The sequence below is a fragment of the Enterobacter sp. Taxon_8 genome, assembly GCF_058354585.1.
Genome location: NZ_CM177989.1, coordinates 1,469,048 through 1,493,449, shown reverse-complemented (window position 1 = coordinate 1,493,449; position 24,402 = coordinate 1,469,048). Strand labels below are relative to the sequence as shown.

The following is a 24,402-nucleotide window of genomic DNA, read 5'->3' as shown; positions in this document are numbered from 1 at the left end:
GTATGGGGCTTTATTTTAGCTCATGACTAAATACAGATTTACTCTAACTGCCACGCCCCGCCATGAATAAGCGATGCTCCTCCCGTCCAGGCAAATAACGCCAGCTCGCGGCAGTCGGCATCAGGATAAATACGGCTGCTGAGGCACGCCTCACCTTCGTTAACAAACACTTCCACCGAAGAGCAGTCAAAGAACAGGCGCAGGCTGAGCGCGTCGTTCAGGTTAAGCGCGACGCTTCGGGTACCGCACAGGCCATACTGTGGATAGTGTCGCTCCAGCACCAGGCGCTGCATCTGGGCATCAACATAGAGGCGTAGGCCGTCGCCGAGACGAATGCCGTATTGCTCCGCGCTGCTATTCGTGCAATCCCATTGCAGAATGACCTCCATCGCATCGCAGTGTTCCACCAGCGTCATCTGCTGGTTATTAAGTGTACTTATCGGCCAGGGGAACCACGCCCCGCGCAGGGCTTCAACTTCTCTGGCCGGTCGCATTTGCAGATGGTTATCCGCACTCAGCGTCAGCTCGCGCGGTAAAGAAAGCATACCCGCCCAGCCATCCTGCTGTTCCGGCAGGGGCGATTCCCACATGTCCAGCCAGCCGATAACAATACGGCGGCCGTCAGGAGTCAGGAAACTTTGCGGCGCATAGAAATCATGCCCGCGATCCATCTCCACAAACTCACCTTCAGGCACAAAGGGCTGATCAGGCTGCCATTCACCTACCAGGTAGCCGCTCTGGAAAAGATTGCGATGATTAAATCCGTCTGCGGTGAGTCCCTGAGGTGAGAACATCAGCACGCGTTTACCGTTGAGGGTAAAAAAGTCCGGGCATTCCCACATATAACCCATCTCTTTTTCAGCCACCGCGAGCACGCCCCTGTCCTGCCACTCGCGCAGATCGGCAGACCGGTACACACGCACCTGGCCCGTATCTCCTTCGCGCGCACCCACGACCATGTACCACCACGTCCCTTCACGCCATACCTTCGGATCGCGGAAGTGATGCAGCCCGGGCGGTGTATTAATGACTGTCCCGTGCCGCACAAACTGGATGCCGTCACGGCTGGTTGCCAGGCACTGAACCTGGTAGAGATTAGCCTCATCGCCAGGATCGCCGTGGAATTTGTGGCCGGTGTAGATCAGCGCCAGCATGTCGCCATCCACCACCGCCGAGCCAGAAAAACAGCCGTCCTTGTCGTCTGGCCCTTCCGGGGCGAGAGCAACCGGGAGGTGTTCCCAGTGAACTAAATCCTTGCTGCGCGCATGGCCCCAGTGCATCGGCCCCCACTGGGTCGAATACGGATGATGCTGGTAAAACGCGTGATACCAGCCGTCAAACCACACCAGGCCATTAGGGTCGTTCATCCAGCCAGCTCGCGCAGCGAGGTGGTAACGGGGATACCAGCGCAGGTTAAGCCCTTCGCGTCTGGACTGAAGTTCCTGTTCTGCTTTCGTAATGGAATACGTCATTTCTCTACTCTTTGATCAGATGGTGGAAGGTTGCGGCATGAGCGGGTCAGAAGAGGACTTACCCGAGCGCAACAGGAAGATGGAGATAAACGTGGTGCTGAAGACCAGTAGCCCCATGATGAGATAGGACTGGGCAAAGCCGTATTTCTCATAGCTGTAACCTGCCAGCGGCGACAGCACCGAGGCAATCACCGAGCTTGTACAGGCAAAGCCCACCAGATAGAGGGTGGAAGAGAGTCGCTTATCAAAATGCAGGCTGTTGTATTTAAAGATGGAGACCAGCAAAACGGGCAGCTCAACCGCGTGCAATAGCTTGGTAATGGAGATCAACACCGGTCCCTCAACCAGACCCGATGCCACCATACGCATCGCCATCACCATTCCGGCGAAAATCAGGCCGTTTTTCGCACCGAGACGATTCACCAGCCACGGGGCGCAAAACATGCCCGCCGCCTCAAGGAAAACCTGGAAGGAGTTGAGATAGCCGTACATGGCGTTTCCTTCCTGCAGCGTCGGGAACTGTGAGGAGAAATAGACCGGGAACTGCTGGTCGTAGACGCCATAAATACAGGTGCCGATAACAAAAAACACCAGCGCCCAGAACCGCGGTAGCGTCAGCAGGCGCAAGGCATCTTCCAGCGTGACCTTACCGCCGGATACCGCCTCCTGCATGGCGTGCGGGGCCGAAGAGACTCTTAGGCGCGCCAGCAAAACAAAAAACACCAGCCCGGCGCAGCTCGCGACAGCAAAGTTCAGCTTCGGGTTAATGTTAAACAGGAGCCCCGCAAAAAAGGTTGCCGCCGCCCAGCCCAGCGATCCCCACATCCTCGCCTTGCCGAACTCAAACTGGCTCTGGCGGGCCACGCGCTCGGTATAGGACTCCAGTACCCCTATTCCGCCGTTAAACGTCAGCCCGATATAAATCCCACCGAAAATACTGCCGAGTAACACGTTAATTTGCAGCAGATAACCAAACATCAGGAAGGCCGGGCCAGAAAGAATGAGCAGGCTGGTCAGAAACCAGAGCAGGTTTTTGCGCAGGCCGAGCTTGTCCTGAATGAAGCCGTAGCAGATTTGCGCGCACAGCGCGGAGACGGACAGCACAGCATAGATGACTCCCGTATCCCCTGCCTTTAACCCCACCTCCTGATGGAGCCAGATAGAGAGCAACGAGCCGGAAGATGACCATGTGACAAAAAAGAAAAACAGTAATGCGCTTAATAAAGGGTAGCTGTGAGAGTGATGCGTTTTCATCATGACATTCTCATATTGGAGTAATGACATTATGGTAACGTTAACATTTATGCTTTCTCATCCGGTTTGGCGGAAATTTAAGATGTTAATCACGAAAGTTAACGTTAACATTGATAGAATGAGATCGCGATCAAATATTCATCACTGGATTAAATATGGCCTGGCCTGTGCATCAGCCTTCCTTTTACATCAGCGACTTAGTTGTATACCCTTTCCCGCAGAGCATTAACGGAGTAAGAAAATGGCTTCCCTGAAGGACGTCGCAAAGCTGGCTAACGTATCGCTGATGACGGTCTCCCGCGCGCTGAATAGCCCGGAGCGCCTTAAACCTGAAACGCTGGCGCGCGTTCAGCTGGCTATCGAGCAGACCAGCTACGTTCCTGACCTGTCCGCCAAGAAAATTCGCGGCGCGCATGCCTCGCCTAAAACCATAGGCGTACTGGCGCTCGATACGGTGACGACACCTTTTTCGGTGGAGATCACGCTGTCAATTGAAGAGACGGCCAGAATGCACGGCTGGAACAGCTTCGTGATGAATATGTTTACCGATGACAACCCGGACGCCATTGTCGACCTTCTTCTCTCTCATCGGCCTGACGGAATTATCTACACCACCATGGGGCTACGTCAGGTTCCTCTCCCGGCTAAACTCCTCACCCTTCCCTGCGTGCTGGCCAACTGCGAAAGTGACGGCGAAAAGGTTGCCAGCTATATTCCCGATGATGAACAGGGGCAATATACCGCCGTGCGGGCGTTACTCGCGCAGGGTTATCGACGCCCTCTCTGCCTGCATTTGCCTGCGGGGCATCTGGCCACAACCCGTCGTCGTCAGGGGCTGGAGCGTGCATGCCGTGAAGCGGGGCTCGATCCGGACGGCCTGGCGCACAGCTATATGGCACCCGGCGATGAGCACTATCGCGACATTCCGTCAGTATTGCTGGCTCACATCCTGAATGGCATTCCCCGATTCGACGCGGTTATCTGCGGCAACGATCGTATCGCGTTTATGGTGTATCAGACGCTGCTGGGGCAAGGGCTTCGCATACCGGAAGATGTCGCCGTTATCGGCTATGACAATATGGTGGGCATTGGAGAGTTGTTCCTGCCGCCACTCACGACGGTTCAACTGCCGCACTATGAAATTGGTCGCCTGAGCGCCCTGCATATTATTAACGGTGAAGAGCATCTGGAAACCACGCGCGTAGAAAGCCCATTTTTACTGCGTGATTCCGTTGCGCATGTAACGTAAGCCTGCTTTTTTGCCCATGACGCAAAAACAGGGAGCGTCCCCCCTCTTTTTTGCCGTTCGATGGCACGTTTTGTCACACTCTTTTCTGTGTCTTTACACACCGGGTAAACGGGCCGTAACGCGCTGTTTTTATTTGGCATAAAATGCAATTTTCTTTTTAAAAATGGGGATATTTTCTCCCCACAGCCGCCTGTCACAAAACAGTAAACAAATTAACCATTGAGCCCCGTGGCAAAAGGCTCTATATTGGCGGCGTTTTTTTCAGGCCCCCATCTGTTTTTTAACTTTTTATTCAATCGTGGCTCATAACGAAGCGGCGGTTGTAGGAGTGATATGATGACGGATAAAGTCCGTATTGACACCGTAGATGCCCACAAAAGCAACGAAACCTATCTGGCCCGTCAGGCCGAGTTTGAATCTAACGTCAGGAGTTATCCGCGCAAACTGCCTTTAGCCATCACTAAAGCAGAAGGCGTGTGGATCACCGATGCAGATAATAAAGAATACCTTGACTGTTTAGCAGGCGCGGGGACCCTTGCGCTTGGCCATAACCATCCTGATGTGCTGAAAAGCATCCAAAATGTCATTACCAGCGGCTTGCCGTTACATACCCTGGATCTGACTACGCCTCTGAAAGACGCGTTTTCTGAATACCTGCTCTCTCTGCTGCCTGGTCAGGGCAAAGAGTACTGCCTGCAGTTCACCGGTCCATCCGGTGCTGACGCCGTTGAAGCGGCGCTGAAGCTGGCGAAAAAAGTGACCGGTCGTAGCGGTATCATCAGCTTCTCTGGTGGTTACCACGGCATGACTCACGGCGCACTGTCCGTGACCGGCAACCTGTCTCCGAAAGAAGCGGTTGACGGTATGATGCCAGAAGTCCAGTTCATGCCTTACCCGCACGAATACCGTTGCCCGCTGGGTATCGGTGGTGAAGCGGGCGTGAAAGCGCTGACTTACTACTTTGATAACCTGATCAACGACGTTGAAAGCGGCGTGCGTAAGCCTGCTGCGGTGATCCTGGAAGCCGTTCAGGGCGAAGGCGGCGTGAACCCGGCTCCGGCTGAGTGGCTGCAGCGCATCCGTAAAGTGACTCAGGAACACGGCATTCTGCTGATCCTCGACGAAGTTCAGGCTGGCTTTGCCCGTACCGGTAAATTCTTCGCCTTCGAACACGCGGGCATTGAGCCAGACATTATCGTGATGTCTAAAGCCGTAGGTGGCGGTCTGCCGCTGGCCGTGCTCGGTATCAAAAAGCAGTTCGACGCATGGGCGCCAGGTCACCACACCGGTACCTTCCGCGGCAACCAGCTGGCGATGGCAACCGGTCTGACGACGCTGAAAATCCTGAAAGACCAGAACATCGCAGGCAAAGTGGCTGCACAGGGCGAATGGCTGAAAGGCCAGCTGAAAGAGATGGCGAAACGCTATCCTGTTATCGGCCACGTGCGCGGCCTGGGCATGATGATCGGTATTGAGATCGTTAAGCCACACGAAGCCGCTGACCACATGGGCTGCTTCCCGGGCGACGGCGAGCTGTCTGCACTGATTCAGAAGAAGTGCTTCGAAGCCGGTCTGATTCTGGAGCGCGGTGGCCGTAACGGTATCGTTCTGCGTCTGCTGCCGTCTCTGCTGATCAGCGACGAAGAGCTGAAAATCTTCCTGGATAAATTTGAGCAGGCACTGCTTGCTGCGGGCGTTCGCCCGGCGTAACCGGAGTTATTGATTACGATGTCTGATTCAAACCCAATTTTGTTCTCCTCTGCGCAGAGCATTGAAGCTTATCAGCAGGCGATCGAACAAAGCACTCAGGCTGTGATGCAGTGGCTGAAACAGCCTGAGATGTACCAGGGCAAAACGGTCGCAGAACTGCGCGACCGTATTAAGCTGGATTTCAACCCGAAAGGGCTGGGCAACGAAGCGGCGATTGAACGCGCCGTGGAGTTCTTCCTGAAAGACAGCCTGTCCGTTCATCACCCGCAGTGTGTGGCGCACCTGCACTGCCCAAGCCTGGTCGTAAGCCAGGCGGCGGAAGTGCTGATCAACGCCACTAACCAGAGTATGGACTCCTGGGATCAAAGCCCGTCCGCAACCATCATTGAGATCAAACTGATCGAGTGGCTGCGTACCCGCGTGGGTTATCAGGCTGGCGACGCGGGTGTCTTCACCAGCGGCGGTACCCAGAGCAACCTGATGGGCCTGATGCTGGCGCGCGATGCGTTCTTTGCGCGTCAGGGTCATTCCGTTCAGCAGGACGGCCTGGTAGGCGATCTGCGTAAGATCCGCGTACTGTGCTCCGAGAACGCGCACTTCTCCGTGCAGAAAAACATGGCGCTGATGGGCCTGGGCTACCAGTCCGTGGTGCAGGTGAAAACGGACGAATTCTCCCGCATGGATCTGACCGATCTGGCGGCGAAAATTGAGCAGTGCAACGCGAACGGCGAGCAGATTCTGGCGATCGTCGCAACGGCAGGTACAACCGATGCCGGTGCTATTGACCCGCTGCGTGCAATTGCAGAGCTGGCCGCTAAGCAGAACATCTGGGTACACGTTGATGCGGCCTGGGGCGGCGCGCTGCTGATGTCTGAGCAGTATCGTCACTACCTTGACGGCATTGAGCTGGTGGATTCAGTGACCCTGGACTTCCATAAACAGTTCTTCCAGACCATCAGCTGCGGCGCGTTCCTGCTGAAAGAAGCGCGTCACTATGAGCTGATGCGCTATCAGGCGGCTTACCTGAACTCTGAGTTCGACGAAGAAGCAGGCGTGCCTAACCTGGTCTCCAAATCGCTGCAGACCACCCGTCGTTTCGACGCGCTGAAGCTGTGGATGAGCCTGGAAGCGCTGGGTCAGGAGCAATACGCGGCGATCATCGATCACGGCGTGACCCTGGCACAGCAGGTTGCGGCCTACGTGAAAGCTCAGCCTGCGCTGGAACTGGTTATGCAGCCGCAGCTGGCAAGCGTTCTGTTCCGCTTCCGCGGTCAGGTGCAGATGGATGACGCTGGCATCGCCCTGCTGAACCAGAAAATTGGTGACGCGCTGCTGGAATCCGGCCGTGCGAACGTCGGTGTGACCGAGCATAACGGCGTGACCTGCCTGAAGCTGACGCTGCTGAACCCAACCGTGACGCTGGAAGATATCAAAATCCTGCTGTCTCTGGTTGAGCGCACCGCGCAGGAAGTTCTGGCTAAGTAACACAAAACCCCTCTTCCGCCGGAAGAGGGGTTATCTTTACAGCCCTGCCCACCACATTCTGATTTTCAATCCCCAGTAGCTCGTCCAGCCCGTTGTGGTACTAACAACGTTCCCCTTCGACACAACCACCAGCGTTGGCGTGACGCTCACATGCCACTGCTGCGACAAAGCACCGTTTGCATCGTTAATCACCGGCATTTTCAGCTGTTTCTTATCAACCCAGCGCGCAAGCTTTGCATTGTCACCAGAGCGCATGGCGATACTCACCACGTTCCCGCCCTCGTCTGCCAGCTGATTAACCGCAGGCGTCGTGTAGCGGCAAATGCTGCACCAGGTGGCCCAAACATAAATCAGCAGCGGGCGCTCCTGGCTGAGCGCCGCGATATCGTGAATGTTGCCGTCGATGCTCTGCATCGGTGTTGCGCTAAAACTGGCGGGGAGCATCGGTTTTCGATATTGATCCACACCCCACACTACGGCCAGCGTCAGCAGAACGAGTATTATCCCTTCCCGCGCCCAGCGGCGCAGTCGATTGATTTTGCGGTTATCCATTGTGACCTCGTGTTTTAACGAAGGTCATCTTAGCGGGCATTACACCACTATGCTGTAAAGAAGTGTCGCGTCTGTTTGCTGGTAAAGATCTTTTCATCGATGAGGCTTACCAAACGGAAAACGGTTATCAGGTAGGTTCATTTTTGTTACATTTTTTTTCGAACAAGCCATAGTCTGATATTTAAAATAGGCAGGTTGCCGTATTGTTGACAGGCAAAATCAAACTTAAAAACCGTTCAACTGGAGAAAAAATGGCTAAGTGTAAATGGCTGCTTCTGGGTGTCGTGATGTCTCTGGCAAGCGCGGCGAATGCAGCACCACAAGCGGCATCCGGCATCAAGGCCTATGAAGAACAAGAGTTCATCGCTGACTTCACGAAATTCAAAATTGGCGACACGGCGCCGGCGCAGTATCAAACGCCGGAGTACACCATCAAACAGTACCAGCTGCGTAACCTGCCGGCTCCGGATGCCGGAACCCACTGGACCTACATGGGCGAGAACTATGTGCTGATCGGCGATGCGGATGGCAAAATCTACAAAGCCTACAATGGAGATATTTTCTATCACCGCTAATACCATCCTGATTCGCCCCTGGCAGGAAAGCGATCGCCCTTTCCTGCGCACGCTTTTCCTCCACGCCCGGCGTGAAGCCTGGCCATGGCTGGACGGTTCAGACTGGCAGCTTGAAGACTTTGACGCGGTAACGCGTGACGAAGTGATTTGGGTTGCCACGCAGAACGGCCATCGCCTGGGTTTTGCTTCTGTCTGGACGAACGATAATTTCCTGCACAACCTGTTTGTAGATCCGCAGTATCAGAGCATGGGCGTCGGGCATGAGTTGCTTGAACACGTGCAGAAAACGTTTACCAGTACGGGTTCACTTAAGTGTCTGGTGAAGAATGCGCGGGCTATTGCGTTTTACCAGCGGCACGGCTGGCACATTGAGGCGACGGGTGATTCTCCGGACGGAGAGTACTATCTGATGCATTATCGGCTAGAGTAAGTCAGGTGGCGCTTCGCTTACCTGACCTACAAAACCGTATTTCGTAGGCCGGGTAAGGCGAAGCCGCCACCCGGCAATCCAGCGCTGGGGAATTACACCGCGCGGAACGCGATTTCGCCCGGGATCACTTCGCCCTGCCAGTAAAGCTGCGCCGCAACGCGTCCCGCCAGCTGGCGATACATATCTGCAAATTCGCTGTCCGGACGGCTGACGACCGTCGGTTTTCCGCTGTCCAAATCTTCACGCAGGGTAATGTGCAGCGGCATCTGCCCAAGCAGTTGGGTGTGATACTTCGCGGCCAGTTTTTCTGCGCCACCGGTACCGAAGATAGCTTCGTGGTGACCGCAGTTGCTGCAGATGTGCATGCTCATGTTCTCAACGATACCGAGCACCGGCACTTCCACCTTCTCGAACATTACGATGCCTTTTTTGGCGTCGATCAGCGCGATATCCTGCGGCGTGGTAACCACAACGGCACCCGTGACCGGAATGTTTTGCGCCAGCGTCAGCTGAATGTCACCGGTGCCCGGCGGCATATCCAGTACCAGATAATCCAGATCCGGCCACATCGTCTCCTGCAGCATCTGCAGCAGCGCTTTGCTGGCCATCGGGCCGCGCCAGACCATGGCGTTATCGTCAGTCACCAGATAACCGATGGAGTTGGTCGCCAGACCGTGAGCCATGATTGGCGCCATGTGGGTGCCGTCCGGCGAGGTTGGACGCTGGTTTTCCGCACCCAGCATGTTCGGAATAGACGGACCGTAGATATCCGCATCCAGAATGCCGACCTTTGCCCCTTCCGCCGCCAGCGCGAGCGCCAGGTTAACGGCGGTAGAGGATTTCCCTACCCCACCCTTACCCGAGCTGACGGCAATGATATTTTTCACGCCGTTCACGCCAGGCTGGTTTTTCACGCGCTTCAGCGTGGCGATGCTGTGGCTCAGCTTCCAGTCAATCGCCTTCGCGCCGGTAATGCGCAGCAGCTCAGAGCTGGTCTGCTCTTTCAGTGCGTCAAAGGCGCTGGTCCAGACGAACGGCATCTGCAGCTCAATGTGCAGGGTATCGTCCAGCCAGGCAACGTGGTGTAACGCTTTCAGCGTAGTGAGATTGTGCTTCAGGGTTGGATGCTGAAAGTTAGCCAGCGTCCCGGCGACCATTGCTCGTAAGGCTTCCGGTGATTTGGCCTGGGATTGAGAACTCATCCCGACTCCTTTGTTCTTGTGAATAAGACCTTAGATGAACAAGTTTACCTGAAAGGCCGTGGTTTGTGCTTACTTAATAATGCCCCTTTTGGTAATATCGAAAACCCTTTTCACAGTTAAAAGAAGTAATGCCTACTATGACTCAAGTCGCGAAGAAAATTCTGGTAACGTGCGCACTGCCGTACGCCAACGGCTCAATCCACCTCGGCCACATGCTGGAGCATATCCAGGCTGATGTCTGGGTCCGTTACCAGCGAATGCGCGGCCACGAGGTTAATTTCATCTGTGCGGACGATGCCCACGGCACGCCTATCATGCTGAAAGCGCAGCAGCTGGGGATCTCCCCGGAGCAGATGATTGCCGAAATGAGTCAGGAGCATCAGACTGATTTTGCTGGCTTTGACATCAGCTATGACAACTATCACTCCACGCACAGCGACGAAAACCGCGAGCTGTCGGAGCTGATCTACACCCGTCTGAAAGAGAATGGTTTTATCAAAAACCGCACCATCTCTCAGCTGTACGATCCGGAAAAAGGCATGTTCCTGCCGGACCGTTTCGTCAAAGGCACCTGTCCGAAATGTAAATCCCCGGACCAGTACGGCGATAACTGCGAAGTGTGCGGCGCAACCTACAGCCCGACCGAGCTTATCGAGCCGAAATCCGTGGTTTCTGGTGCCACGCCTGTCATGCGTGACTCCGAACATTTCTTCTTCGACCTGCCGTCCTTCAGCGAAATGCTGCAGGCGTGGACCCGCAGCGGCGCGCTGCAGGAGCAGGTGGCGAACAAAATGCAGGAGTGGTTCGAATCCGGCCTGCAGCAGTGGGATATCTCCCGCGATGCGCCGTACTTCGGCTTTGAAATCCCGAACGCGCCGGGCAAATACTTCTACGTCTGGCTGGATGCGCCAATCGGCTACATGGGCTCCTTCAAGAACCTGTGTGACAAGCGTGGCGACACCGTGAGCTTCGACGAATACTGGAAGAAAGATTCCACGGCAGAGCTGTACCACTTCATCGGTAAAGACATCGTTTACTTCCACAGCCTGTTCTGGCCGGCCATGCTGGAAGGCAGCAACTTCCGCAAGCCAACCAACCTGTTCGTACACGGCTACGTGACGGTGAACGGCGCGAAGATGTCCAAGTCCCGCGGTACGTTCATCAAAGCCAGCACCTGGCTGAACCACTTCGATGCGGACAGCCTGCGCTACTACTACACCGCGAAGCTCTCTTCCCGCATCGACGATATCGACCTGAACCTGGAAGATTTCGTGCAGCGCGTGAACGCGGACATCGTCAACAAGGTGGTGAACCTGGCCTCCCGTAACGCGGGCTTTATCGCCAAACGCTTTGACGGCGTGATGGCGGCTGAACTGGCTGACCCTGCCCTGTACAAAACCTTTACCGACGCGGCAGCTACCATTGGCGACGCGTGGGAAACTCGTGAGTTCGGTAAAGCCGTGCGCGAAATCATGGCGCTGGCCGACCTGGCAAACCGCTATGTGGACGAGCAGGCACCGTGGGTTGTCGCTAAACAGGAAGGTCGCGATGCCGATCTGCAGGCGATCTGCTCTATGGGCATCAACCTGTTCCGCGTGCTGATGACGTACCTGAAGCCGGTTCTGCCACAGCTGGCGGCCCGTGCCGAAGCATTCCTGAACACCGAACTGACCTGGGATGCCATCCAGCAGCCGCTGCTCGGCCACAAGGTGAACACCTTTAAAGCGCTGTACAACCGCATCGAGATGAAGCAGGTTGAAGCCCTGGTGGAAGCGTCTAAAGAAGAGGTTAAAGCGGCTGCGGCACCGGTCACCGGCCCGCTGGCAGACGATCCGATTCAGGAAACCATTACCTTCGACGATTTCGCTAAAGTCGACCTGCGCGTGGCGCTGATTGAGAACGCGGAGTTCGTGGAAGGCTCTGACAAGCTGCTGCGCCTGACGCTGGATCTGGGCGGCGAGAAGCGTAACGTCTTCTCCGGCATCCGTTCAGCCTACCCGGACCCGCAGGTGCTGATCGGTCGTCAGACCGTGATGGTGGCGAACCTGGCGCCGCGCAAAATGCGCTTCGGCATCTCTGAGGGGATGGTGATGGCTGCAGGCCCTGGCGGGAAAGATATCTTCCTGTTAAGCCCTGACGAAGGCGCGAAGCCTGGCCAGCAGGTGAAATAACAAAAAAGCCGGAGATAATCTCCGGCTTTTTTTATGGTTTAGGATGATGCACCCGGTGGGTCAGCCCGCGCAGGAAATTACGCAGGAACTGGTCGCCGCACTCGCGGTAGTTTTTATGATCCGGCGCGCGCATCATGGCGGTGACTTCCGGCACGGATACGCGGAATTTTTGCTCGGTCATGATCGCCACGATATCGTCCGTTTTCAGCGAGAACGCGATACGCAGCTTTTTCAGCACCGTGTTATTGTTCACGCGACGCTCCAGCGCCAGCTCTGGCGCGGCAGGATCTTTGCCACGCTTATCGTAAATCAGGCCGTTCAGGAAACCGGACAGAATGATATCAGGGCAGCGGACAAAGCCCTCTTCGTCTTCTTTAGTCATCCACGTGTCAAAACTCGCAGACGTGGATTCCATGTCGGACAGCGCAAGAATGCGCACCATGTCGTTATTGTTCGCTTTCAGGGTGTAGCGCAGGCTACGAAGAATATCGTTACTTAGCATAGAGCCTTCGAATGTCGATGATGCAATGGCGCGCAGTGTACCAGCTTTACAGCCCAATCGCCTCTTTCAAACTCTTCAGGTAGCGGCGGCTGACGGGTACCGTTTGCCCGGCACGCAGCACCAGCTCGGCCTGGCCGTTATCTTCCAGGCGGATCTCCTTCAGGTGCGCCATGTTCACCAGATACTGGCGGTGGCAGCGGATCAGCGGCGTGCGGCTCTCGAGCGTGCGCAGGGTCAGCTCGGTAAATCCTTCGTTCCCTTCCGCGCTGGTGACAAACACCCCGCTCAGGCGGCTGCTGACGAACGCCACATCATCCATCTGCAGAAGATAGATCCGGCTGTGCCCGGTGCAGGGGATAAACTTCAGCGGCTGCTGGTTCTCCGGCAGCAGCGTGACGTCCTGTACGGTTCTTTCCTGGCGTAAACGGGTGAGCGTTTTTTCAAGGCGCTTCTCTTCGATCGGCTTGAGCAGATAGTCAAACGCGTGCTCCTCAAAGGCCTTAACGGCATATTCGTCGAACGCCGTCAGAAACACGATGTAGGGACGATGTTCCGGGTCGAGCATGCCGACCATCTCCAGGCCGCTGATTCGGGGCATCTGAATATCAAGGAACAGCACGTCCGGGCGCAGCTTGTGCACCGCGCCGATGGCCTCAATGGCGTTGGCGCACTCACCCACAATCTCAATATCCGGCTGCTCCTGCAGCAGAACGCGCAGGTTTTCCCGTGCCAGCGGCTCATCATCCACAATCAGCACTCTTAACATGCGTTTTCCTCCAGCGGCAGTCGTACGGTAATACGGGTAAATCGGTCGGGCTCGCAGGCGACGGTAATGCCACAGTCATCGCCAAAATGGGCGCGCAGGCGTTTATCCACCAGGCTCATCCCTAAACCGCCGGAGGCGGAAGGCTGGTAAAGCCCGGCATTATCTTCAATATCCAGCACCAGATGGTGGTTAAAACGGCTGGCGGCAATGGTTATCTCCCCTGTACCCAGAAGCTGTGACGTGCCGTGCTTAATGGCGTTTTCGACAATAGGCTGCAGGGTAAAAGCCGGGAGGTGCTGATACGCCAGCTCGTCCGGCACGGAGAGCGTCACCTGCAGGCGCGACTGGAAACGCGCCTGCTCAATCTGCAGATAGGCGTTCACGTGCTCAATCTCGTCGGCGAGGGTCACGATCTCAGACGGCCGCTTCAGGTTCTTGCGGAAAAAGGTCGACAGAAACTGCACCAGCTGCGCGGCCTGATCGCTGTCGCGGCGGATCACCGCTTTGAGCGTGTTGAGGGCATTAAACAGGAAATGCGGGTTGACCTGGGCATGCAGCAGCTTAATTTCAGACTGCGTCAGCAGGGCTTTCTGCCGCTCATACTGTCCGGCGAGGATTTGTGCGGACAGCAGCTGGGCGATCCCCTCCCCCAGCGTGCGGTTGATCGAGCTGAAAAGACGGTTTTTTGCCTCATACAGCTTGATAGTCCCCATCACCCGCTGATTTTCCCCGCGCAGCGGAATCACCAGCGTGGAGCCCAGCTTGCACTGCGGATGCAGCGAACAGCGATAAGGCACTTCGTTACCGTCGGCATACACCACTTCGCCGGTTTCGATGGCGCGCAGCGTATAGGCTGAGGAGATCGGTTTACCCGGCAGATGGTGATCGTCCCCTGTGCCGGTAAAGGCCAGCAGCCGCTCGCGGTCGGTTATGGCCACCGCGCCGATATCCAGCTCCTTGTAGAGCACCTGCGCGACCTTCATGCTGTTTTCTTCGTTAAACCCCTGGCGCAGGATCCCTTCGGTCGAGGCGGCGACCTTCAGCGCCGTGGCGGAAAACGCCGAGGTGTACTTCTCAAACATAGCGCGCTTGTCGAGCAGAATGCGCATAAACAGCGCCGCACCCACGGTGTTAGTCACCATCATCGGGGCGGCAATACTGTTGACTAGGTGCAGCGCATCTTCAAACGGACGCGCAATGAGCAGAATGATCGCCATCTGCGCCATTTCGGCCACAAAGGTAATGGCTCCGGCGGTGAGCGGGCTGAAGACTTTATCCGGACGGCCGCGCTTAATCATATAGCTGTGCACCAGGCCGCCGAGCAGCCCTTCCACGATCGTCGAGATCATACAGCTCAGGGCCGTCATCCCGCCCATGGAATAGCGATGCAGCCCCCCGGTTAAACCGACAAGGCCACCGACGACGGGACCGCCCAGCAGCCCGCCCATCACCGCGCCGATCGCGCGCGTATTGGCAATAGAGTCTTCGATATGGAGACCAAACCAGGTCCCCATAATGCAGAATATGGAAAATACGACGTAACAGAGGAACTTGTGCGGCAGACGAACGGTAACCTGCATCAGCGGGATAAACAGGCGCGTTTTGCTCATCAGCCAGGCAATGACAAGAAACACGCACATCTGCTGAAGCAACAACAGCACCAGATTAAACTCGTACATACTCAAAACCGCACACGCTAAAAACGCGTAACATACACTGATGCGGGGTTACTTTCTTTGAAGCATTCCAAAAAAGCACAAAATCGTGTCCGTTATCACACCTTTTTCTGAATATCGTGCATGCTTCGCATTGTTTGTTCAAAAATCAATCAGTCCTTCCTGGTTCGCAAAAGTGGGTCTACAGTTAAGCTGGGAACGCGTAAGCCAGGGGGCGAATATGGCGTTTTACACGATAGGTGAAGTGGCACTCCTTTGTGATATCAATCCCGTTACCCTACGGGCGTGGCAGCGACGGTATGGATTGCTCAAACCGCAAAGGACCGACGGCGGGCATCGCCTTTTCAATGAGGCCGATATTGACCGCATCCGCGAGATTAAGAGCTGGATCGACAACGGGGTGCAGGTCGGCAAAGTGAAGTCTCTGCTGAGCCACGACGACCCGGACACGCAGCACCTCTGGCGCGAACAGCAGGAAACCCTGCTGCGGCTCCTGCAGGCGGGCAATCTTCAGCGCCTGCGCGCATGGATAAAAGAGCAGGGCCGCGACTATCCGGCACAGACGCTGATCTCCCATCTTTTCATCCCGCTCCGTCGACGCCTGCAGTGCCAGCAGTCCACCCTGCAGGCGCTGCTCAGCATGCTCGACGGGGTGCTGATCAACTATATTGCCGTCTGCCTTGCCTCAGCGAAGAACAAAGCCGGAAAAGATGCGCTGGTAGTGGGCTGGAACGTGCACGATACCACCCGCCTGTGGCTGGAAGCGTGGATTGCTACCCAGAAGGGCTGGCGCGTGGATGTTCTGGCGCACTCGCTGGCTCAGCTTAAGCCTGAGTTTTTCGACGGCCAGACCCTGCTGGTCTGGTGTGGCGAAGTGCCGTCCGCCACGCAGCAGCAGCTTCTGATGGAATGGCGAGAAAATGGTTACCCGGTTTATTCCCTTGGGCCGGATGAGCCATAACGGCATTTAATGGTTCATTAACAGCTGCGCTTCACCGTATAATTGTTCCGTTAACAACAGGAGCACATGATGAAGGCAACCAAACTGGCCATTATTACCCTTTTTGTCCTGATGGCCGTGAGCGGTATCGGCGGCGTAATGCTGGCAGGGTACTCGTTTATTGTTCGCGGCGGTGTCGGCTGAGGTACAGCGCCAGCCGCTCAAAAAGGCGATCGACGACGATGGCCGCCAGCGCGACCAGCACCGCACCCTGCACAATATAAGCCGTATTAAACCCGCTCAGGCCGATAATGATCGGCGTTCCCAGCGTATTGGCACCGACCGTCGACGCAATGGTCGCCGTCCCGATGTTAACGATGACCGACGTGCGGATCCCGGCAATAATAACCGGCGCCGCAAGCGGCAGTTCAACCTTGCGCAGCCGCTGGCCGCGACTCATCCCCATCCCTTCTGCCACGCTCAGCACTGCCGCCGGTACCGCCGCGAGGCCCGCCAGCGTGCCCTGCAGCACCGGCAATACGCCGTATAGAATCAGCGCAATGATGGCGGGCTGCTGACCAAAGCCCATCACCGGAACCGCTATCGCCAGCACCGCCACCGGGGGAAACGTCTGACCAATGGCCGCAATCGTCTCCACCAGCGGGCGAAACTCCCGACCCGCAGGCCGCGTGACCGCGATGCCCGCCCCCACGCCCAGCACGATCGCGACAGCACTTGAGAGCGCAACCAGCCAGAGATGCGCCAGGGCGAGATTAATAAAGCTCTCCTGCTGATACACCGGCCGCGGCAGCCCGGGAAAAAGGCTGTTAAACAGCGCCGCGCTGTGGGGCATCAGAAACAGCAAGGCGATAAAGAGCGCTACCAGCCAGAGGAGCGGATCACGCAGAGCCTTCACGCGTCACCTCCCCGGCCAGCAGATCGCGAAAATGTAAGGTTCCGCACGGCGCCCCCCGGTCATCCGAGACGGGCAATACCTCGCACTGTCGCGCGACAAACGCGGAGAGGGCATCCCGCAGGCTCATCTGCGCCTGTAGCGGTTCGCCGCTCACCGGCACCTCTTCCCGTCGCATATAGTCGCTGACCGTCCGCAGGGAGAGCAGCCTGACGCCCAGCTCGCTGCGGCCAAAAAACTCGCGCACAAAGTCGTTCTTCGGCCAGGTTAACAGCTCAAGCGGCGAGCCCTGCTGCACCACTTCGCCATGATCCATCAGCACCAGATGGTCGGCCAGGCGCAGGGCTTCATCAATATCGTGCGTCACGAGAACGATCGTGCGTCCGAGAATGCGGTGAATGCGGGTCATCTCCGCCTGCAGCGCCCCGCGCGTGACCGGGTCCAGCGCGCCGAAGGGTTCATCCATTAGCAGTACCTGCGGGTTGGCCGCCAGCGCGCGCGCCACGCCCACGCGCTGCTGCTGCCCGCCGGAAAGCTGGTGCGGATAGCGATCGCGCAGCGCGGGCTCTAACCCCAGCAGGGACATCAGTTCATCCACCCGGTCAGCGATTTTTGCCCGCGACCATTTTTCCAGCTGCAGCACGGTGGCGATGTTCTGCGCCACCGTCCAGTGCGGAAACAGGCCGATAGACTGAATGGCATAGCCCATCCGACGGCGCAGCTCCAGCACCGGCAGGCTGCGGATCTCTTCTCCGGCAAAGCGAATCAGCCCGCTGTCATGCTCAACCAGACGGTTGATCATCTTCAGCGTGGTGGATTTTCCCGAGCCCGAGGTGCCAATCAGCACGGAGAACGCCCCCTCGGCAAAGTTCAGGTTCAGATGGCTCGCCGCCGGGCGACCGGCAAAGGTTTTACTGACATCATGAAATTCAATCATTGGCTCTTCTCCCGAGCAGCGCGAGCCATAAGGCAAACAATGCGTCGACGACCACCGCCAGCGCAATCGTGGGCACCACGCCCAATAGCACCAGATCCAGAGCGCTGCTCAGCAGCCCCTGGAACACCAGTGCGCCAAAGCCACCCGCGCCAATCAGCGCCGCAATCACCGCCATGCCGACGGTTTGAACCGCCACCACACGCAGGCTGCGCAGCAGCAGGGGCAGCGCCAGCGGGAGCTGAATCTTCCAGAAACACTGCCGCGCGCTCATTCCCATCGCATGGGCGCTTTCCAGCACGTCAGGTGCGACCTGACCTAAGCCCGCCACCACGCCGCGCACCAGCGGAAGCAGCGCATACAGCACCAGCGCGATAAGCGCGGGCGTTAACCCCGTCCCGGCGACACCGAGCGTACCGAGCACCGGGAATGACTTCACCAGCCCCGCCAGCGGGGCAATCAGCAGGCCAAACAGCGCAACGGATGGAATGGTCTGGATAACGTTGAGCACGGCAAAAACCCCACCCTGGCGTGAAGGATGGCGATAGCACCACATGCCAAGGGGGATCCCAACCAGAAGCGCCGGAACGAGCGTACCGAAGAGGATCGTCAGGTGCTGCGCGAGGGCATCATCAAACACCTCCTGACGGTTGGCGTACTCTTTTAACAGCGAGAGGTTGTTCAGTTCCCCGCTGAACAGCAGGAGTAAAGGAATACACCATATCTGCGCATTGAGCACCCAGCGCCAGACCGCGCTGGCGATGAGTCGACGAATGGCATCGCTGCAGGCCAGCAGACATAGCGCCAGCCACAGCCACAGGCCGCTGCCGATAGTGGTTCTCGCCAGCGGACTTTCCGCCGATGCCATATGCGTCGCCGCCAGTCCGGCGCTCCAGAACAGCACGATGAAGAGCCCTTCAGAGAGGAGCAGCGTCAGCCACTGCGCCGGGCGTCCCTGCCAGATCGACAGGATCACCCACGCGCTCAGCGACGCCACAAGCCACCCCGGCGTAAACGACCAGACCTGCCAGAGCGCTTTGCCCTCCCCCGACATCAGGCGGTTTGGGGCAACGTTGACAAACGGTAACGCGACCGCCGCGATGGCCACGCAGGCCAGCAGCAGCAGGACGCGGTTATGACATTTTATTGGCACAGCCCTTTCCCGTTACTTCACAAGCCCTTGTTGTTTCAGGAAGTCGGCGGCCACTTTTTTGGCATCCAGCCCCTCGACGGCAATGCTGGCATTCAGCTGCTGCAGCGTTTTTTCATCAAGCTTTTCGAAAACCGGTTTGAGCCATTCGGCAATCTCCGGATAGGCTTTCAGTACCGCCTCACGCACGACCGGGGTCGGAGCGTAAATCGGCTGTACGCCTTTAGGATCGGTCAGGGTTTGCAGGCCGAGCGCCGCCACCGGGCCGTCGGTGCCGTAGGCCATTGCCGCGTTAACGCCGGAGGTTTGCTGCGCCGCCGCTTTGATGGTTACCGCCGTATCCCCGCCCGCCAGCGAGAGCAGCTGAGCCTGGTCGAGCTTGAAGTCGTAGGCTTTTTCGAACGCCGGAAGCGCGTCAGGACGCTCGATAAACTCCGCGGACGCAGCCAGCTTAAAGTCGCCCTTCTCTTTCAGGTAGCGGCTGAGATCCGCCAGAGAAGTCAGCTTCCCTTTCTCCGCCACGTCCTTGCGCACGGCGATAGTCCAGGTGTTGTTGGCCGGTGCCGGGGTCAGCCAGACCAGCTTGTTCTGTTCCGCGTCGAGTTTTTTGACTTTCTCATACCCGGCTTTGGCGTTTTTCCATGCCGGATCGTTTTCATCTTTGAAGAAGAATGCGCCGTTGCCGGTGTATTCCGGGTAGATATCCAGCTCGCCGGATGTAATCGCGCCGCGCACGACGGGCGTGGTGCCGAGCTGGACTTTATTGACCGTTTTCACGCCGTGACTTTCCAGCACCTGCAAAATAATATTGCCGAGCAGCGCGCCTTCGGTATCGATCTTTGAGCCCACTTTTACCGGCTCCGCCGCCTGTAACGGCAGGCTCAGCGCCGCCAGTAACACCGCAGATCCCAACATCCCCTTTGCAATCGTCATTCCGCTATCCTCATTTTTTTGCTGCCTTTTTCAGAGGCTTGAGAGAAAAGCGTAGCTTAAAACGGCGGAATTAACCGTCAAAATGCCTTTTTAGCATAAGGTAAGACGCCTCCCCCGCAGGACGGGGGGAGGCAAAGGAGGGAAAGGTTACAGCAGCTCGAACTCGCCTTTATTCACGCGGGCGGAGTCCACGCCGATAAAGACGTTAAATTTGCCTGGTTCCGCATCATATTTCATCTGCTGGTTCCAGAACTTCAGCGCATCCACGTCGATCGGGAAGCTGATGGTTTTGGTTTCCCCTGGCTTGAGGTTGACCTTCTCGAAGCCGCGCAGCTGCTTCACCGGACGGCTCATCGACGCGGTAACATCCTGCACGTACATCTGAATCACCGTAGCCCCTTCGCGCTTGCCGGTGTTGGTTACCTCGACGCTGGCGGTAACGTTGCCGTCACGCTTCAGGGTCGGCGCCGACATTTTCACGTCAGAGACCTTGAAGGTGGTGTAGCTCAGGCCGTAACCAAACGGATACAGCGGGCCGTTAGCTTCGTCGAAGTAACGAGACGTGTACTTGTTCGGCTTGTCGGCATTGTACGGACGACCGGTGTTCAGGTGGCTGTAGTAAACCGGGATCTGCCCGACGGAGCGCGGGAAGGACATCGGCAGCTTGCCCGACGGGTTGTAATCACCAAACAGCACGTCGGCGATGGCGTTACCGCCTTCGGTACCGGCGAACCACGTTTCCAGAATGGCGTCAGCCTGCTGGTCTTCTTTCACCAGCGCCAGCGGGCGACCGTTCATCAGCACCAGCACCAGCGGCTTGCCGGTCGCTTTCAGAGCAGCGATCAGATCGCGCTGGCTCTGTGGAATCGTGATATCGGTACGGCTGGAGGCTTCGTGCGCCATACCCTGCGCTTCCCCCACGACCGCGACCACGACGTCAGACTGCTTAGCGGCGTTCACCGCCTCGTCAATCATCTCCTTCGGCGTGCGCGGATCGACCTTCACCGCTTCCTCGTACTGGTTAAGGAAGGTCACGATGTCTTTATCGTTGGTGACGTTCGCCCCTTTGGCATAGACCACTTTGGCGTTTTCACCGACGGCACTCTTGATACCGGTCAGCACGGTCACGGACTGGTCAGCCACGCCCGCGGCAGACCAGCTGCCCATCACGTCGCGCTTGCTGTCGGCCAGCGGGCCCACCACGGCAATGGTGCCGGATTTTTTCAGCGGCAGCGTGTCGAGGCGGTTCTTCAGCAGCACCAGGCTTTCGCGCGCGACGTCACGCGCCTCTTTGCGGTGCAGGCGGCTTTCAGCGTTGGTATCTGCCGGGTCAGAGTCTTTCGGGCCCAGATGGCTGTACGGATCGTTAAACAGCCCCATGTCGTATTTCACGTTCAGCACGTGGCGAGCGGCATCGTCCAGCTCCGCCATCGTTACCTTGCCGCTCTTCACAAGCCCAGGCAGGTATTTGCTGTAGTACTCGTCGCTCATGCTCATGTTGATGCCGGACTTGAGCGCGACGCGCACCGCGTCTTCCGGATCGGAGGCGGTGCCGTGTTTGATCAGCTCTTTAATCGCGCCGTGGTCGGATACGGTGATGCCCTTAAAGCCCCACTGGTCGCGCAGCACGTCTTTCAGCAGCCAGGAATCGGACGTCGCAGGCGTGCCGTTCAGCGAGTTCAACGCTACCATCACCGCGCCGCTGCCCGCATCAAGCCCTGCCTTGTACGGCGGCATGTAGTCGTTGAACAGGCGCTGCGGGCTCATGTCGACGGTGTTGTACTCTTTCCCACCTTCAACCGCGCCATAGGCCGCAAAGTGTTTGACACTGGTCATCACCGAGTAGCGGTCCGCCGGGCTTTTACCCTGCATCGCTTCCACCATGGTTTTACCCATCGTGGAGGTTAAGTACGTATCTTCACCAAAGCCTTCCGAGCCGCGGCCCCAGCGCGGATCGCGCGAGACGTCCACCATGGGCGCCCAGGTCATGTTCAGGCCGTCGTCCGCCGCTTCATAAGCAGACACGCGCCCGACGGTTTTCACCGCATCGAGGTTAAAGGAAGACGCTAAGCCGAGGCTAATCGGGAAGACGGTACGCTGGCCGTGCACCACGTCATAGGCGAAGAACAGCGGAATCTTCAGGCGGCTGAGATCCATCACCTGGTCCTGCATCTTGCGGATATCCTGGCGGGTGACGGTATTAAAGATGGCCCCTACCTGCCCGTCTTTGATCATCTCGCGGATGGCCTCTTTCGGGTTATCCGGGCCGACGCTGATCAGACGCAGCTGGCCGATTTTCTCATCGACCGTCATTTTCTTGAGCAATTCCGTGACAAACGCATCCCGCGCTTCAGGCGTGAGCGGGTGATTGCCAAACAAATCCTCTGCCAGCGCAGGTTGCAGCGCCAGGCTGACGGCGACACCTACAGAACATAGCCATTTCATGTCGTTTTACTCTCTCATCAATAACCGCCGGACGATCTCGGCCATACCGTGCGAAAAGCGCAGTGTGCCACAAACCCTCTGAACGTTGCAGGGTTATTCTCTGATTTTTCTCGTGAATACTCGACCGCTTAACAGTTAATCGCGCTATGCTTTACAGCGAGAAATTTGCCCCACCACAAGGAGTGGAAGATGTCTTCTGTTCGAACTGACGATAACAAAGCATTTATTAACGAACTGTCGCGCCTGGTTGGCTCCTCTCACCTGCTTACCGACCCGGCTAAAACCGCCCGCTACCGCAAGGGCTTCCGCTCCGGTCAGGGCGAGGCGCTGGCGGTGGTTTTCCCCGGCACGCTGCTGGAACTGTGGCGCGTGCTGAGCGCCTGCGTCGCGGCCGACAAGATTATTTTAATGCAGGCGGCCAACACCGGCCTGACCGAAGGCTCCACGCCGAACGGCAACGATTACGATCGTGACATCGTGATTATCAGTACCCTGCGTCTCGACAAGCTGCACCTGCTGGATAAAGGTGAACAGGTGCTCGCGTTTCCCGGCACCACGCTTTACTCCCTCGAAAAAGCGCTTAAGCCGCTGGGCCGCGAACCGCACTCGGTGATTGGCTCCTCCTGCATTGGCGCCTCGGTGGTCGGCGGGATCTGCAATAACTCCGGCGGCTCGCTGGTGCAGCGTGGCCCGGCGTATACCGAGATGTCGCTGTTCGCCCGTATTGACGAAAACGGCAAGCTGACGCTGGTGAACCATCTGGGAATCGATCTCGGCGTGACGCCAGAACAGATCCTCAGCAAGCTTGACGACGATCGCGTGAAGGACGAAGACGTGCAGCACGACGGCCGTCATGCGCACGATCACGACTACGTGACCCGCGTCCGGGATATCGACGCCGATACGCCGGCGCGCTACAACGCCGACCCGGACCGCCTGTTTGAATCCTCCGGCTGCGCCGGGAAGCTTGCCGTTTTTGCTGTGCGTCTGGATACCTTCCCGGCAGAGAAAAAGCAGCAGGTATTTTACATCGGTACCAATCAGCCTGAGGTTCTGACGGAAATCCGCCGTCATATTCTGGGCGAATTCAGCAATCTTCCGGTGGCGGGCGAGTACATGCACCGGGACATTTACGACATCGCCGAACGTTACGGCAAAGATACCTTCCTGATGATCGACAAGCTCGGCACCGACAAAATGCCGTTCTTCTTCACCATGAAGGGCCGCACCGATGCGATGCTGGAGAAAGTGTCGCTGTTTAAACCCCACTTCACCGACCGCTTTATGCAGAAGCTGGGCAACGTTTTCCCGGCGCATTTACCGGAGAGAATGAAAACCTGGCGCGACAAGTACGAACATCACCTGCTGCTGAAAATGGCCGGGGATGGGATTGCCGAAGCGCAGTCCTGGCTGACCGAATACTTCAAAACCGCCGAAGGGGATTTCTTTGCCTGTACGCCTGAAGAGGGCAGCAAAGCCTTCCTGCACCGTTTTGCCGCCGCAGGCGCAGCCATCCGTTACCAGGCGGTGCATTCCGAAGAAGTGGAAGATATTCTGGCGCTGGATATCGCCCTGCGACGTAACGACACCGACTGGTTCGAGCATCTCCCGCCGGAAATCGACAGCAAGCTGGTGCACAAGCTCTATTACGGCCACTTTATGTGTTATGTCTTCCATCAGGATTACATTGTCAAAAAAGGGGTCGACGCACACGAACTGAAGGAGCAGATGCTCGCCCTTCTGCGTGAACGCGGCGCACAATATCCTGCGGAACATAACGTCGGACATCTTTATGAAGCCCCTGACGCACTTAAGCAGTTTTATCGCGAGAATGACCCTACAAACAGCATGAATCCCGGCATTGGTAAAACAACGCGGAAGAAATACTGGAAAGAGAGCGCAGACGCGGAGCAGCGCATAACGCAAACGTCTGATTAATTCCTACAGCCAAATTTGAGAGATTGTTAAGCGCTCCTTAATCGTAATAGAGTAACTGCTTATCGCCGGAGAAACGTTTCTCCGGCTTTCTATAACGAGGAGCAG

At 57.1% G+C, this 24,402-nt stretch carries 21 protein-coding genes; 9 read left to right on the top strand and 12 right to left on the bottom strand.

Translation table 11 applies throughout. The annotated features are described in order from the left end of the window. Positions 1-38: 38 nt before the first annotated feature. Together AC4IBF_RS07045 and AC4IBF_RS07040 are read right to left on the bottom strand one after the other, a co-directional pair. On the bottom strand, positions 39-1,472 hold the full coding sequence (locus AC4IBF_RS07045) for a glycoside hydrolase family 32 protein (RefSeq protein WP_367896813.1): 1,434 nt from the start codon (positions 1,470-1,472) through the stop codon (positions 39-41). Positions 1,473-1,487: 15 nt separating this feature from the next. Then, on the bottom strand, positions 1,488-2,729 hold the full coding sequence (locus tag AC4IBF_RS07040; RefSeq protein WP_045355480.1) for an MFS transporter: 1,242 nt from the start codon (positions 2,727-2,729) through the stop codon (positions 1,488-1,490). A 238-nt stretch (positions 2,730-2,967) separates the two neighbouring features. On the opposite strand from AC4IBF_RS07040, the gene AC4IBF_RS07035 reads away from it, so the two are divergent. The 3 genes from AC4IBF_RS07035 to AC4IBF_RS07025 all read left to right on the top strand — a co-directional run bounded on the left by AC4IBF_RS07035 (position 2,968) and on the right by AC4IBF_RS07025 (position 7,170). Further along, positions 2,968-3,975, top strand: coding sequence for a LacI family DNA-binding transcriptional regulator (locus AC4IBF_RS07035; protein ID WP_136195417.1), 1,008 nt, complete (start codon positions 2,968-2,970; stop codon positions 3,973-3,975). Positions 3,976-4,308: 333 nt separating this feature from the next. Then, entirely contained in the window at positions 4,309-5,685 is a 1,377-nt protein-coding gene (locus tag AC4IBF_RS07030) for a diaminobutyrate--2-oxoglutarate transaminase (RefSeq protein ID WP_014884533.1), read from the top strand. 18 nt (positions 5,686-5,703) lie between these two features. Continuing rightward, a complete protein-coding gene (locus tag AC4IBF_RS07025; protein WP_126330746.1) occupies positions 5,704-7,170 on the top strand; it encodes a pyridoxal phosphate-dependent decarboxylase family protein in 1,467 nt (488 codons plus the stop codon). Between the two features lie 36 nt (positions 7,171-7,206). Here AC4IBF_RS07025 and AC4IBF_RS07020 read toward each other — a convergent pair whose 3' ends face one another. Next, positions 7,207-7,722: a protein disulfide oxidoreductase gene (locus AC4IBF_RS07020; RefSeq protein WP_133294797.1), complete on the bottom strand. Its 516-nt coding sequence runs from the start codon at positions 7,720-7,722 to the stop codon at positions 7,207-7,209. A 251-nt stretch (positions 7,723-7,973) separates the two neighbouring features. Here AC4IBF_RS07020 and AC4IBF_RS07015 point away from each other — a divergent pair, with 251 nt between their 5' ends. Then, on the top strand, positions 7,974-8,297 hold the full coding sequence (locus tag AC4IBF_RS07015; RefSeq protein ID WP_048992494.1) for an RcnB family protein: 324 nt from the start codon (positions 7,974-7,976) through the stop codon (positions 8,295-8,297). Next, positions 8,248-8,727, top strand: a complete 480-nt coding sequence (locus AC4IBF_RS07010) for a GNAT family N-acetyltransferase (protein ID WP_149366493.1) — start codon at positions 8,248-8,250, stop codon at positions 8,725-8,727. The genes AC4IBF_RS07015 and AC4IBF_RS07010 overlap by 50 nt, the downstream gene beginning before the upstream one ends. Positions 8,728-8,819: 92 nt before the next feature. Here the strand turns inward: AC4IBF_RS07010 and apbC are convergent, their stop codons facing one another. After that, entirely contained in the window at positions 8,820-9,929 is a 1,110-nt protein-coding gene (gene apbC / locus AC4IBF_RS07005; protein WP_133294798.1) for an iron-sulfur cluster carrier protein ApbC, read from the bottom strand. A gap of 137 nt (positions 9,930-10,066) precedes the next feature. Here apbC and metG point away from each other — a divergent pair, with 137 nt between their 5' ends. After that, positions 10,067-12,100: a methionine--tRNA ligase gene (gene metG / locus AC4IBF_RS07000; protein WP_047652495.1), complete on the top strand. Its 2,034-nt coding sequence runs from the start codon at positions 10,067-10,069 to the stop codon at positions 12,098-12,100. Between the two features lie 31 nt (positions 12,101-12,131). Here the strand turns inward: metG and AC4IBF_RS06995 are convergent, their stop codons facing one another. The 3 genes from AC4IBF_RS06995 to AC4IBF_RS06985 are packed head-to-tail and all read right to left on the bottom strand — an operon-like array spanning position 12,132 to position 15,047. Further along, positions 12,132-12,602 carry a YehS family protein gene (locus AC4IBF_RS06995; RefSeq protein WP_115875826.1) on the bottom strand — a complete coding sequence of 157 codons (471 nt, stop codon included), beginning with the start codon at positions 12,600-12,602 and terminating at the stop codon, positions 12,132-12,134. Positions 12,603-12,648: 46 nt separating this feature from the next. Beyond that, the gene (btsR, locus tag AC4IBF_RS06990; protein WP_024908144.1) at positions 12,649-13,368 is read right to left on the bottom strand and encodes a two-component system response regulator BtsR; all 720 of its coding nucleotides are present in this window, start codon (positions 13,366-13,368) and stop codon (positions 12,649-12,651) included. Then, positions 13,362-15,047 carry a sensor histidine kinase gene (locus tag AC4IBF_RS06985; protein ID WP_248174692.1) on the bottom strand — a complete coding sequence of 562 codons (1,686 nt, stop codon included), beginning with the start codon at positions 15,045-15,047 and terminating at the stop codon, positions 13,362-13,364. Before AC4IBF_RS06985 ends, btsR begins: the two co-directional genes overlap by 7 nt. Before the next feature lie 217 nt (positions 15,048-15,264). Here AC4IBF_RS06985 and mlrA point away from each other — a divergent pair, with 217 nt between their 5' ends. Together mlrA and AC4IBF_RS06975 are read left to right on the top strand one after the other, a co-directional pair. Further along, entirely contained in the window at positions 15,265-16,005 is a 741-nt protein-coding gene (gene mlrA, locus AC4IBF_RS06980; RefSeq protein WP_115875827.1) for an HTH-type transcriptional regulator MlrA, read from the top strand. Positions 16,006-16,074: 69 nt separating this feature from the next. Beyond that, entirely contained in the window at positions 16,075-16,188 is a 114-nt protein-coding gene (locus tag AC4IBF_RS06975) for a protein YohO (RefSeq protein WP_008500895.1), read from the top strand. Here AC4IBF_RS06975 and AC4IBF_RS06970 read toward each other — a convergent pair. The 5 genes from AC4IBF_RS06970 to bglX form a co-directional block, all read right to left on the bottom strand. Then, complete coding sequence (locus AC4IBF_RS06970) at positions 16,163-16,900, bottom strand: ABC transporter permease (protein WP_252093247.1); 738 nt, start codon at positions 16,898-16,900, stop codon at positions 16,163-16,165. The two genes, AC4IBF_RS06975 and AC4IBF_RS06970, sit on opposite strands and share 26 nt — an antisense overlap. Then, positions 16,884-17,834, bottom strand: a complete 951-nt coding sequence (locus AC4IBF_RS06965; RefSeq protein WP_136195421.1) for an ABC transporter ATP-binding protein — start codon at positions 17,832-17,834, stop codon at positions 16,884-16,886. The genes AC4IBF_RS06970 and AC4IBF_RS06965 overlap by 17 nt, the downstream gene beginning before the upstream one ends. Then, positions 17,827-18,984, bottom strand: coding sequence for an ABC transporter permease (locus AC4IBF_RS06960; protein ID WP_288459765.1), 1,158 nt, complete (start codon positions 18,982-18,984; stop codon positions 17,827-17,829). The genes AC4IBF_RS06965 and AC4IBF_RS06960 overlap by 8 nt, the downstream gene beginning before the upstream one ends. Positions 18,985-18,996: 12 nt before the next feature. Beyond that, entirely contained in the window at positions 18,997-19,914 is a 918-nt protein-coding gene (gene osmF, locus AC4IBF_RS06955; protein WP_115875831.1) for a glycine betaine ABC transporter substrate-binding protein OsmF, read from the bottom strand. Between the two features lie 147 nt (positions 19,915-20,061). Beyond that, positions 20,062-22,359, bottom strand: a complete 2,298-nt coding sequence (gene bglX, locus AC4IBF_RS06950) for a beta-glucosidase BglX (RefSeq protein WP_248174698.1) — start codon at positions 22,357-22,359, stop codon at positions 20,062-20,064. Positions 22,360-22,548: 189 nt separating this feature from the next. Between bglX and dld the strand changes: the two genes are divergently transcribed. After that, positions 22,549-24,297 carry a D-lactate dehydrogenase gene (gene dld / locus AC4IBF_RS06945; RefSeq protein WP_133294803.1) on the top strand — a complete coding sequence of 583 codons (1,749 nt, stop codon included), beginning with the start codon at positions 22,549-22,551 and terminating at the stop codon, positions 24,295-24,297. The last annotated feature ends 105 nt before the right edge of the window (positions 24,298-24,402 follow it).